The sequence below is a fragment of the Marinobacterium zhoushanense genome, from assembly GCF_014641945.1.
Taxonomy (GTDB): Bacteria; Pseudomonadota; Gammaproteobacteria; order Pseudomonadales; family Balneatricaceae; genus Marinobacterium_D; species Marinobacterium_D zhoushanense.
Map to the genome: position 1 here is coordinate 482,585 of NZ_BMIJ01000001.1, position 11,916 is coordinate 494,500.

Annotated in this window: 8 protein-coding genes, 1 tRNA gene and 1 pseudogene; 7 read left to right on the top strand and 3 right to left on the bottom strand. The window is 46.6% G+C overall.

Annotated features, from left to right (window positions below):
• Window positions 1-391: FAD-binding protein (locus IEX40_RS02280; RefSeq protein ID WP_195826147.1), on the top strand; the 391-nt coding region annotated here is incomplete at its 5' end.
• Between the two features lie 297 nt (window positions 392-688).
• Entirely contained in the window at window positions 689-2,332 is a 1,644-nt protein-coding gene (locus IEX40_RS02285; RefSeq protein WP_229680496.1) for an electron transfer flavoprotein-ubiquinone oxidoreductase, read from the top strand.
• Window positions 2,333-2,488: 156 nt separating this feature from the next.
• On the opposite strand, the gene IEX40_RS02290 is transcribed toward IEX40_RS02285, so the two are convergent.
• A complete protein-coding gene (locus IEX40_RS02290) occupies window positions 2,489-3,445 on the bottom strand; it encodes a LysR family transcriptional regulator (RefSeq protein WP_188745474.1) in 957 nt (318 codons plus the stop codon).
• 132 nt (window positions 3,446-3,577) lie between these two features.
• On the opposite strand from IEX40_RS02290, the gene IEX40_RS02295 reads away from it, so the two are divergent.
• The 3 genes from IEX40_RS02295 to IEX40_RS02305 all read left to right on the top strand — a co-directional run bounded on the left by IEX40_RS02295 (window position 3,578) and on the right by IEX40_RS02305 (window position 8,628).
• The gene (locus IEX40_RS02295) at window positions 3,578-4,564 is read left to right on the top strand and encodes a cyclase family protein (protein WP_188745475.1); all 987 of its coding nucleotides are present in this window, start codon (window positions 3,578-3,580) and stop codon (window positions 4,562-4,564) included.
• Window positions 4,565-5,810: 1,246 nt separating this feature from the next.
• The gene (locus IEX40_RS02300) at window positions 5,811-7,655 is read left to right on the top strand and encodes a methyl-accepting chemotaxis protein (protein WP_188745476.1); all 1,845 of its coding nucleotides are present in this window, start codon (window positions 5,811-5,813) and stop codon (window positions 7,653-7,655) included.
• A gap of 805 nt (window positions 7,656-8,460) precedes the next feature.
• A complete protein-coding gene (locus tag IEX40_RS02305; protein ID WP_229680498.1) occupies window positions 8,461-8,628 on the top strand; it encodes an SDR family NAD(P)-dependent oxidoreductase in 168 nt (55 codons plus the stop codon).
• Window positions 8,629-9,016: 388 nt separating this feature from the next.
• Here IEX40_RS02305 and IEX40_RS02310 read toward each other — a convergent pair whose 3' ends face one another.
• Window positions 9,017-9,508, bottom strand: a complete 492-nt coding sequence (locus tag IEX40_RS02310; RefSeq protein WP_188745477.1) for a Crp/Fnr family transcriptional regulator — start codon at window positions 9,506-9,508, stop codon at window positions 9,017-9,019.
• Window positions 9,509-9,828: 320 nt separating this feature from the next.
• Window positions 9,829-9,924 (bottom strand) — tRNA-Pro (locus IEX40_RS02315).
• A gap of 152 nt (window positions 9,925-10,076) precedes the next feature.
• Between IEX40_RS02315 and IEX40_RS02320 the strand changes: the two genes are divergently transcribed.
• Together IEX40_RS02320 and IEX40_RS22070 are read left to right on the top strand one after the other, a co-directional pair.
• Entirely contained in the window at window positions 10,077-11,399 is a 1,323-nt protein-coding gene (locus tag IEX40_RS02320; protein WP_188745478.1) for a tyrosine-type recombinase/integrase, read from the top strand.
• 42 nt (window positions 11,400-11,441) lie between these two features.
• Window positions 11,442-11,890: pseudogene (locus IEX40_RS22070) on the top strand (transposase); the annotation flags it as partial.
• Window positions 11,891-11,916 lie beyond the last annotated feature (26 nt).

An 11,916-nucleotide genomic window follows, 5' to 3' on the forward strand; every position in this document is an offset into this window, starting at 1 on the left:
AGAGGAGATGGTCAAATCCGAGCGTCCGGAGCTGGCCAGCGCCCGCGTCATCATCTCCGGCGGTCGCGGCATGGGCAACGGCGACAACTTCGCCCTGCTCGAGAAAGTGGCCGACAAACTCGGCGCGGCGATCGGGGCGTCGCGTGCCGCGGTCGATGCCGGCTTCGTCAGCAACGATATGCAGGTGGGCCAGACCGGCAAGATCGTCGCCCCCGAGCTGTACATCGCCGTCGGTATCTCCGGCGCGATCCAGCATCTGGCCGGGATGAAGGAGTCCAAGGTGATCGTGGCGATCAACAAGGACGAGGAGGCGCCGATCTTCCAAGTTGCCGACTATGGCCTGGTGGCAGACCTGTTCCAGGCAATGCCTGAACTGGAAGCCAAGCTCTAATTCCAGCGGATGGCTGGCAGCACTAATCAAGAAGGTTGGTTGCCACAGGGAGTGCAGATTTTGCTTGTAGGCGAGTTAAGGGACTTGTGCGGACAAGCCCCTTAACAATCCCAAGCCGCCACTGCAGTTGGGTCGGCTGCGTTAAAGGGGATAGATCGTTCTCCCTCGGAGCGAATACTCGACAGCCAGGTAAGACGTAGGACTGGCACCAAAGGCCACAGTGTCCCAGGCACAGGATGCATTCGTATCGCCGGGGCGGGCGAAAACAGAATACCGAGGTAACTAATGCGCGAATCGATGGAATTTGATGTAGTGATCGTCGGGGCTGGCCCGGCCGGGCTCAGTGCCGCCTGTCGGCTGATGCAGCAGGCCCAGGACGCCGAGCGTGAACTGACGGTCTGCGTGGTGGAGAAGGGTTCCGAGGTCGGCGCCCATATCCTCTCCGGCGCGGTGATCGAATCCCGCGCCCTGGATGAGCTGTTTCCGGACTGGAAAGCGATGGGTGCGCCGTTAAATACCCCGGTGACCGCTGATGAGCTCTACCTGCTCAAGAGTGAGACCGGGGCGACGAAGCTGCCCAACGCGCTGATCCCCAAGACCATGCACAACACAGGTCACGGGCTGAACAACTACGTGGTGAGCCTGGGCAACCTGTGCCGCTGGCTGGCGGAACAGGCGGAAGTCCTGGGTGTCGAGGTGTTCCCCGGCTTTGCCGCTGCAGAGGTGCTCTATCACGAGGATGGGTCTGTCAAAGGCATCGCCACCGGCGATATGGGCATCACCGCCGCCGGCGAGCAGGGCCCCAACTACACCGAGGGAATAGAGCTGCACGCCAAGTACACCCTGTTCGCCGAGGGATGTCGTGGCCATCTTGGCAAGCAACTTATTAGCAAATATGGGTTGGATACTAACGCCGACTCCCAGCACTACGGAATCGGCCTGAAAGAGCTTTGGGATATTGATCCGGGGACGCACCGCCCTGGATTGGTGATCCATGGTTCCGGATGGCCACTTAACGACGGGGTGAGTGGCGGCTTCTTCCTCTACCACCTGGAGAACCACCAGGCGGTGGTCGGCCTGATCGTGGACCTGAACTACACCAACCCCTGGCTCAGCCCGTTCGACGAGTTCCAGCGCCTGAAGCACCACCCAGTTCTGGCGCAACATCTCGAAGGCGGAACCCGCGTCGCTTACGGCGCCCGTGCCATCACCAAGGGCGGTTTCAACGCCCTGCCGAAGATGAGCTTCCCCGGCGGCCTGTTGATCGGTTGCAATGCCGGCACGCTGAACTTCTCCAAGATCAAGGGCACACACACCGCAATGAAGTCGGGTATGCTCGCCGCCGAAGCGGTATTCGAGGCAATCGCATCCAATCAGGCCAATACCGAACTGACCGGCTTCGCCGACAAGTTCGAGCAGAGCTGGGTCTATGACGAGCTGTTCCGCTCACGCAACTTCGGTCCGGCGATGCACAAGTTCGGCCCGATCCTCGGCGGCGCGTTCAATTTCATCGACCAGAACCTTTTCAACGGCAAACTGCCGATCACCCTGCACGACGACAAGCCGGACTATGCGCAGCTGAAACCGGCAGATCAGTGCCCGAAGATCGCGTATCCGAAACCGGATGGCAAACTGAGTTTCGACAAACTCTCCTCGGTGTTCCTGTCCAACACCAACCACGAGGAGAACCAGCCTTGCCACTTGCAGCTGAAGTACACCAGTATCCCGATCAGACAGAACCTGCCCAAGTTCGCCGAGCCGGCGCAGCGCTACTGTCCGGCCGGCGTGTACGAGGTGATCGAGGAGGAAGCCGGTCCCCGATTCCAGATCAACGCGCAGAACTGTGTGCACTGCAAGACCTGCGATATCAAGGATCCGGCACAGAACATCACCTGGGTGGTCCCGGAAGGGGCTGGTGGACCCAATTACTCGAATATGTGATGGTTACGATGAAAACGAATGATTAACTCGTCGCGCTACATTCAAACTCTAGAGTAATATAAAATAGTTCCACGCCGAGCCTGTGGTCATTTATTTCCATATTGTCCCCTACTCGGGCGCGGAACTGTTTATAATTCGCCCCCATAGACTCAGCTGTTACAGTTTCTCTATACTGTGCTGCTGCAACTCGCTTACTGCATTAGTATGACTTTGGTCCCAAGTTGGGTATTCACTAATTCGCTCTGCCAGAAAGTCCACAAAGGATGTTACTTTCGGTGAGAGATGCCGCCGCTGCGGATACACGGCATAGATCGATAATTGATTTTTCCGGTAACGACTAACCACCTCTTGAAGCGTTCCCGTACGAAGTTCATCACCAACGACAAAAGTAGGTGTCAGAGCAATTCCACCTCCCGCGAGTAACACCTGCTTCAGAGCAAGACTGTTATTAACTTGAATTGAACCAGATACTTGTACTGATATGTGAGCCCCATCAGGGTCAATAAAGCGCCAAGAGGTTGGCGAGTCATGATATCGGTAGCATATCGCGTTATGGACTTGCAGCTCTTCAGGTGTACTCGGTATACCGTTCTCTGCAAGGTACGCCGGTGATGCACAAACTACATGGCGGCAAGGCCCTAATCTCCGAGCCACCAGCGAGGAGTCAGTCATCTCGGCAATGCGAATTGCAAGGTCCACCCCTTCGTCGATCAAATCCACCTGGCGGTCTTCAAGGACCATATCTACGGTGACACCCGGATACTTTTGCTGAAACTCCGGTAGCAAAGGAGCGATGTGAAGTATCCCAAAAGACATCGGGACATTGACCCGCAGTACCCCAAGCGGCGCCTTTTGTAATTTTGTGACCTCCGCCTCGGCTCTCTCGATTGCTTCCAGCCCGTACTTGCATTGCTCAAAATAGTTTCGCCCCACTTCAGTCAGGCTTAATCGTCGAGTGCTTCTATTGAGTAATCGTGCTCCCAAACCATTCTCAAGCCGTGTTACATATTTACTTACGACTGACTTGGAAATACCTAACTTCTCTGCTGCCAAAGTGAAGCTGCCACTTTCGACCACCTGAATAAAAACGGTTATATCGTTCAATCTTTCCATTATAACCACCATTATTCGATATTTGTGAACAATATTATTCTATTAACGAGGATTATTAAAATAGGAAACACGTTTATCGTGAGTTTTGCAGTAGGAAAGGTCACACGTACCTATTTAAATTGGAGAGTGAGTATGAAAAATATCCTGCCTAGGCTAGCACTGACATCGCTGCTGGTTGCCGGATCTGTCCATGCAGCCGAAAAACCCGACGTAGGCATCAGCCCTTGGGGACCCAATGACCAAATCGGCCGTTTGAACATGATCACACCCGAGTCCCAAGCGTCTATTCTGTCACGTATCGCTGGCGGCAAATCCTACGATCTGTCTGTCGACTATTTTATTGGTATGCCTAGCTGGCAAGCCGCTGGAGACCCACACTACCGCATCTGGATGACCCACACCCCCCATGGCAATGTTATAGATGATCCCCTGCATTTGGGCGAGGAGATGAACGAACATGTTAGCTATACCGGAGCTGCGATCTCCATGTATACCCATATGGGCACTCATATTGATGCTCTACCCCATTTTGGCCTTAACGGTAAGATCTGGAACGGATTCGAAGCCAGTGAGCACCTCGGTGATCGAGGTTGGAGCGTTGCAGGTGCAGAGAAAATTCCTCCGCTCATCGCACGCGGTGTATTAATTGATGTAGCAGCTTCAAAAGGGGTTGATATGCTGCCTGATGGCTATCGTATCAGTCAGCAGGATCTCATTGATGCTCTCGAAAAGCAGCACGTGAGCTTGCAAGAAGGCGACATTGTGCTGATCCGTACTGGTCGCATGAAGCACTACAACGATGCAGAAGCTTACATGAATAACCCGCCGGGGCTTGGGATAGAAGCAGCACGTTTCCTTGTAGAAGTCAGCGGTGCCATGGTGGTAGGTGCCGATAACCTCAGCTTTGAAGCTTTCCCGTCTGAAGTTGAAAACAACTATGTACCTCTGCACACCTATCTGTTGGCACAGCACGGTGTACCGATTATGGAGCTGGTCTATCTTGAAGACTTGTCAAAAGATCAGACTTACGAGTTCGCATTTATTGGTGGCTCCTTAAAGCTTCGTGGTGCTGACGCTGCCCCGATCCGTCCGATTGCGCTGCCCCTAAATAAAAGCTGAAGACGTCAATAAAAATGGCTTTATCAGTAGCAATTTAATTTTTCTGGGCCGCAGGCTTGATAATTGCTCGAGCCAGTCGGCCCCTTTAATACTTAATCCAAAAAAACACCATGAATAAAAAGATTGATTTTCTAATAAAAAATTCGGTGGCTAGCACTATACTTAATATATCAACTTAAAGAGAATTATCTAACTCCGAATTACTTGAAGTTAAATTCAGATCATTTATATTGGAAATCAATGATAAATGAATAATCTTATTATTCAGGTGATTGGAAACTACAAAAAATCAGATCATACATCATTGTAAAAGCCTCAAGGTTTTTCTAACACTCTAAAGAACGCTTTGAAACAGAAGGAATACTCTCTACCATATTAAAAAACACAAATTGGATTTTATCAGAAGAGTAGAAAAAAGCAGACGAATTACTTGGAAGTAGAAAATGTACCGGGATTATCTTTTACAGCTTACAAAAAATATTTCTAAACGACCAACTATATTGGATCAATTAAACTACTAATATACATATCTTAAAACCTAAACTTCTATCAAAAGTGTTTTTAGAAGAATACACTTTCAATTTATTATAAAAATTAAACTTAGATTAATCGTTCAAGATCTGATTTTTTAAGTAATATATTATATCCATTTCATGATCGTGGAAGATAATTACTCCATCAACTATGCAACAAAAACAAATAAATTGTTGAATATTTTTAAATTAACATGCGTCTATTATCAGTAATTATGCTAGGAACCAGAACAAATAGAAAACAACTTATCTACCAAAAACATAATGACTAGTAGTAGGACGCATATTCAAACCGAAATTATTATATCTAGTATATGAAAATGAGATAGCACATCTTCCTTTATAAGCTTAGTATTATTTTTTATATTAATGAAGTATTCAAAAATTTATTTAGCGATCAAAAAGTTTAGGAAGATATAATGCATCACTTAGCAAGCTCCCAGGAGCATATTGCAGATCGTTATGCGAAAGACCTCTGCGGATCTAGTAACCTATAAAATGAAGATTGGTATAACTGTCGCCATCTATGGTAGTGCTTGATCATGGCTGTGGAACAGGCTCAACTGCGATTTTAATTACCTTTCATATCGTTTTTCATAATTCAATAGATGCCTATAAAAATGATTGCTTCTTAATCAAAAAACGAAAATCAGGTACAAAATAGTTCTTATTCAATTAAGGCAAGATGCCATATTTAAAATCGAGAATATACCATGACCCTCCCAAAACTAGGCTTTAAGCAAAGCTTGCTTCTAGTTGTACTTTTAACAACTTTCGGCTTTTCTTTCCTTGTATATATGTCGATTTCGACCCTAATTCATCAGACAGATGCTGCTAAAAAGGTAGATATTCTTGGAAGCTGGGTAATAAGTGTAAGTAACATAAAGGCTGATGTATCTATTGCTTCTCGCCTTACTCCGGAGGAAGGGCCTGAAAAATTAGATCAGCTTTATAATAATAAGTTTCAAGAACTCGAAAGCCTCAGAGAACTAGGAATGAGAGACGCTGTTACTCTTGAAGCCGATCTAGAAGACTGGACTAATACATACAAACAGCAGCTGACTTTAAAAAAACAGATTGGCACTGGTAATAATGATGGACAACGCGCATTAGTTACACAAGCCCTGAACGAGCTAAAGAACAACTCCTTTTCCTTCATGGATGAGGACCTGCGTACATTATCTGATGTTGTATACCAACTCATTGAACACCGTTCTATGAAAAGTATGGATACGTATGAGCAGGTCAAATCCCACATAGAGAAAAGCCTTGAGACTCGGGGTTTCTTGAAAGCATTTGAACAGTATCTGAGTAAACTAGATCAAGAGATGCTTCAGCTTTCCGGATTGATTTCACAATATCTATTATTAGATGTAAAAAATAACTCAAAGCTTGCAGCGCTTAATAACGATGTGGATAAAATCTTAGATAATGTATTGAAAGAGCTTTCCAGCGCTCGTAAAAGAGCTGAGGAAACAAGTAATTCTGCACGGACGACAATACTCATTGCAGGCATATTAGTCACATCTTTTTGCATGTTGCTTCTGCTGATCACTTGGCGCCGATCCACAAGATCACTTAGTGCAACATTGATTTGCTTGGAGCAAATTGCTTCTGGGGATCTATCATTAAGAATGCCGGTTAGCAATGGAACGCAAGACGAGTTTGATCGTCTTGGTTCGGCCGTTAACCATTTAACGGTAGCACTTGGCAGCATACTGAACAGTGTTAAAGGCAGTAGCGGTCAATTGCTACATATGTCGTCTGAGCTGAACGATACAATGAAACTTCAGGTCCATGAGAGCGAACAGATCGAATCCGAAACAAGCACAGTAGCAGCATCAATCGAAGAAATTAGCCATACCGTTGCGGGTATGGCCCAAGCATCAGAAGAGACAAATAAACTATCAGTAAAGGCTCTTACAGCCACTGAGAATGGTGGCTTGGTTATTACATATGCCCTAGGTTTATTAGAACAGTTATCCAATCTATTCGAGCATATTCATGGTCAGCTGAACGACCTTAACAGTGCATCCACACGAGTGGACAATGTAACTGGAATCATCAACGGGCTTGCTGAGCAAACAAATCTCCTAGCACTCAACGCCGCAATAGAGGCAGCACGTGCAGGTGAGGCTGGCAGAGGATTCTCAGTAGTGGCTGATGAGGTAAGAGCACTAGCCGAAAAAACAGTGGTTGCAACAACAAATATAAATACAATTATTTTAGATATGAAACAGCAGATGCAAAAAATATTGGGCTCGATGGAAGATGGGCGAAGCCAAGTTAGTGCTAGCCGAGATAGCGGAGACAAAGCCATAAGTGAAATGAATCAAATCAGCCAACTATTCAGTCAAGTCAGTGATCGGAATCAGCAACAAGCAGTTAGTATCGAAGAAATTTCCTCAACTGCTCATGCAATTGCAGAAAGCATGAATACCGTACTTAAAAACGTTTCTAAAAGTTCAGATCGGAGCAGAGAAATTGGAAGCTTCTCGACCGATGTACTTGAACATGCAGATAAATTATTGGAGCTAACTAATGAATTTCGCTGTTAACTATTTTCGGAGGCGAAAAATATCTCGACTCTTATAATGATATAAATCAACGTTATAACTTATTATTAAAATATCATCCATTAAGCCAATCAAAACTCAAAATGTTCGACTCACATTATATTTCTCACAAGGAAACCCTATAGCAAAAAATAGAACATTCTATTAACGTGAGCATTAGTAATGATGCGATAAAAATTAGTCAACTGTATGAAATATTAATAAAATATAATGTTATGTCCATTAGTGAAAATTATGTTATTGGAATGTAGAAAGAACTAAAGGATGCGGGTCTTATATCTGCTGAAGAATTTGCCGTGATGAGCTTCCCTCATAGAGCGGCTAGAGTTAAGAAAGGTGCATATACAAATCCAGAAGATAAATTTAGTTTTTAAAAATATTCTACAGATCATGTGGAATTTGCAATTTCAAAGAAAATCAATCCAAAATCAATAAAAATTCAAGAAAATATCGTTGATATATTGTCCAGTTTATTTAGTTCGTCTTAACAACTTTCTCTATTCCATAGGTTTTTTGAGGTGAGCGCCCCATTTTAACCGGACACCTTTACCCCCGAGTCTTAACCACTTAAAACTGTAAAATCTGACATGATGCTGACCTTTCCCCACAAGAAATCGCGCAACAAGGAGGAGCAGATCACCTCCGCGCTCAAGCAGGCGAGCGAGACACGCCCATCCCCTAGGTGTGCTGCAGATGGGTATTTCGGATGCCACCTTTTATACGTAGCGAAAGAAATACGGCGGGCTTGGCCATTCGGAGCTGAAGCGGCTGAAAACAGGGACAGATCATGCACACTCCACATGCCTTCAAACATGAGAAAGTCGCTATCATTACTGGACCCTCTCGCGGTATCGGTGCCGCCATTGGTAAACGCCTTGCAACCGATGGTTTCGCGGTAGTGATGAACTATGCCAGCCGAGCCTCAGACGCTCAGACTGTCGTAAGAGCGATCTAAAACGACGTCGGTCGGGCCATCAATGTTAATTTTCCCCGGAACAGATTGCCCAAGTTTACGATAGCAATGTACTGGGTACACAAAAGGCAAATCGTGCTGTGTTGCCCCATATGCGCACACAAAAAAGAGGCTTGGTAGTCTGGGTTTCCGGCAGCAGCGGATGCCATCGCAGTTAAGAGCTTTCAAGTTGGGATATCGAATCCTCAATGACCGTACCCGGTGCATTCATTAAGGGGACCAATCACTTTGCCAACGCCGGCAGTCCAGCTGATATAGCGCTACTTGATGCCAATAAAACTCGGGGCGATTCAATTTTTAGATTAACTTAAGTGCATCATGCATAGGATAAGCCATGAACTCTGCCAGGTACGCTTGGCTCGTTTTAATGTTAATTATGCAGTTCATGCTTTTGCTTCGCCCAATGTGTAGCCAAATATATGATCCGGCGTCCCATATCACGCGCCAAATTTAGTAATAACAGGCCGAAATCCACAGGCCTTTCACAGTGAAGCGCATAAAAGAGATCGTCAGAAACCTCGAGTACGTAGCTTTCAGTAGCGGCGGTAGCTGTTCCGAGACGTGACGTTAGTGTGATCAGGTTAACAAAGCCTATCAGATCACCATAATTTAGCTCATTAAGTTGTTCGTACCCATCTTCTAAGGCGTGATGGTACTCAATAGTGCCCTTGAGTACGACAAAAAACGAGTTGCCTGAATCGCCAACCCTGAACAGTAAGTCACCGGGCTGGAGTAAATATATGGTGCCTTTGGTCATCAGCTCCTTGATCGCTTCACTTGAGAGCGCGCCAAAAGTGGAAGCTTCCTTCAAGTAATCCATGCCGAGTAGGTTTAATGTAGTCTCGCCGTCTACCTGTTTCATACTTTGCCCCCCTAAAGAAGTCTACGACATAAGGCGCCACTGTCCTAAGTATGGATTAGATTAGGGAAATGAGGAGAAGGTCTGCCACATTGAACCGGCGTGAGTCGGCCTGAGATTCTTAGATTTGCCCCCTACTGGGCTGTCGAAGAAAAATCCGTTGCTAAATAGTTCAGTAACAGGAATTGAAGGTATCTAACGGGACTTGCCTAACATGCGACACATGCTGGAGTGCTTTCTATACAGATCCTGTACGCGGTACGGATCGAGCAAGCTGCATCTACCAGAGGGCTTTATAAATAGTAATAAATTAAGATTTTTAATGGTCGGGACGGCAGGATTTGAACCTGCGACCCCTTGCACCCCATGCAAGAAATTCATAGTCCCACTCAATTCTAGAAAGGCCCATTAACACCCAGCTAACCGAACATTTAATCATTAAATAACAAATACTTGTGCAAATTAAAGTCCCATAACATCCCACTATGTTCCAAGGCATATTTTCCTGTACAGATCCTGTACAAGGGGGCAAAATCCTGTACAGATCCTGTACGAGCAACGGTAGAAACTGATGGCCGATATCAAAATTCCAGCAACGAATCCTGACCAATTCTGCAAAGAAATTAAGGCAAGCAACAAGGTACAGTTTTTCAGTGATAGCAAGTCACCAGGCCTACGGTTGCGTGTTACAACAACCGGAGCAAAATCGTGGATTTATGGATATTCAGTGAAGGTAGCCCCTGAGCCTACTGCTAAGAAAGGTGACAACTACAAAAACCGATCCATGTCGCTTGGCCCTTTCCACACTGGCAAAACAGCCCCTTCTCATGCCCTTACCGTCAAACAGGCTCGTGATAAGGCAGCAGAACTGAAAGTACTGGTTAAAACAGGACATGACCCCGCGACTGAAAATCGCCGACGTATACATGATCGGATTGCAGCAGATGCTGCGCGAAAGACCGTTCGTGAAGTATTTGAGCAATGGCACAGCGAGGAAGCCTCTCGTAGGAAAGATGGAGGCGCAGAGGTTCGCCGCATGATGGAGAAGGATGTGCTTCCTGCATTGGGGAGCTTAGGGATTGATGAGGTTAAAAAACTTCATATCAGCGCTATTAATAGCAAAGTCAAAAAACGCGGAGACCGAATTGCTCATGTTGTATTTAGTCTCATTCGCCAATTGATGAGCTTTGCTGTCGATAAGGATTACATTGAGTTTGATCCATCGTCCGGAATCAAAAAATCAAAGGTTGGCAGCTCAGGTAACGAGCGAGACCGCATACTCTCAGAGCCTGAACTCGTCGAGCTATTCCAAAAGCTACCAACCTCAGGTCTTGTAGAAGTGAACCAACTCGCGGTCCTATTGCAGTTAGTTACTTGCTGCCGCATTGGAGAGTTGTTGAGTGCACAATGGGAACAGATCAACTTTGACCAATGCGAGTGGTTGATACCCGATACGAAAAACGGGAAACCCCATACAGTTCATTTGAGCTCTTTTGCAACTGAATGCCTTGAGAAGCTATACCCCATAAGCGGGCATACCCCTTGGCTTTTTCCAAACCGGACTGAGTCAGATCACCTCGACACCAAAACGATCACCAAACAAATACGTGATCGGCAGCGGGAAGATAGTGAACCCCTAACAGGTCGCAGTGTTCGACAAGCTAAGTCGCTAATACTACTCAAGGGAAGAGGCGACCGTTGGACACCTCATGACTTACGTCGTACAGGTGCTTCACTGATGGCTGAACTGGGTGTGATGCCCGATGTAATTGAGAGATGTTTGAATCATACAGAAGAGAACAGAATCAAGCGGATTTACCAACGCCATGAATATAGGAAAGAAATGAGGAGCGCATGGGATTTACTTGGTGAAAGGCTTTCATGCATCATTTAACTCTAAGATAAGTACCAAAGTTTCTAAAAGGATTGAATCACCATTGTCTACCTCGACGCACTGGCGGTTCGCAGTCTCGACAGCGGCACAGTACGGAACAAATCCTTCTACCTGGCCCTAGGCATCAACCTCGATGGCGAGAAGGAGTTGATGAACTAGTGGATGGCGCGAAAACCGAAGGCGCCAAGTTCTGACTGTCGGTGGTCACCGAACTCACGAATCCTGGCTTGTAGGATATCCTGATCGCCTATGTCGATGGCCTTACGTGCTTCCCAGAAGCGATCAAGGCGGTTTACCCGCTAACAGAGATCCAGTTGTGTATCGTTCACCTGGTACGGCACTCCCTGCGCTATGTGAACTGGAAACCGCACAAGGATGTCTCTGCGGATCTAAAGAGGGTCTACTGCGCCGCCCCGATTAACGAAGCCGAACAGACGTTGGAGGCCTTTACCGAGAAGTTGAACGGCGAGCATCCGACCATCAGTCGATCTTGAAGGGCCTAGTGGGAACGTCGGAG

What these genes read in the sequence shown, in the direction of transcription:
- IEX40_RS02295 (WP_188745475.1), top strand. Translation starts at nt 3,578, where the DNA reads ATGAAAAATATCCTGCCTAGGCTAGCACTGACATCGCTGCTGGTTGCC.
- IEX40_RS02320 (WP_188745478.1), top strand. Translation starts at nt 10,077, where the DNA reads ATGGCCGATATCAAAATTCCAGCAACGAATCCTGACCAATTCTGCAAA.
- IEX40_RS02305 (WP_229680498.1), top strand. Translation starts at nt 8,461, where the DNA reads ATGCACACTCCACATGCCTTCAAACATGAGAAAGTCGCTATCATTACT.
- IEX40_RS02285 (WP_229680496.1), top strand. Translation starts at nt 689, where the DNA reads ATGGAATTTGATGTAGTGATCGTCGGGGCTGGCCCGGCCGGGCTCAGT.
- IEX40_RS02290 (WP_188745474.1), bottom strand. Translation starts at nt 3,445, where the DNA reads ATGGAAAGATTGAACGATATAACCGTTTTTATTCAGGTGGTCGAAAGT.
- IEX40_RS02300 (WP_188745476.1), top strand. Translation starts at nt 5,811, where the DNA reads ATGACCCTCCCAAAACTAGGCTTTAAGCAAAGCTTGCTTCTAGTTGTA.
- IEX40_RS02310 (WP_188745477.1), bottom strand. Translation starts at nt 9,508, where the DNA reads ATGAAACAGGTAGACGGCGAGACTACATTAAACCTACTCGGCATGGAT.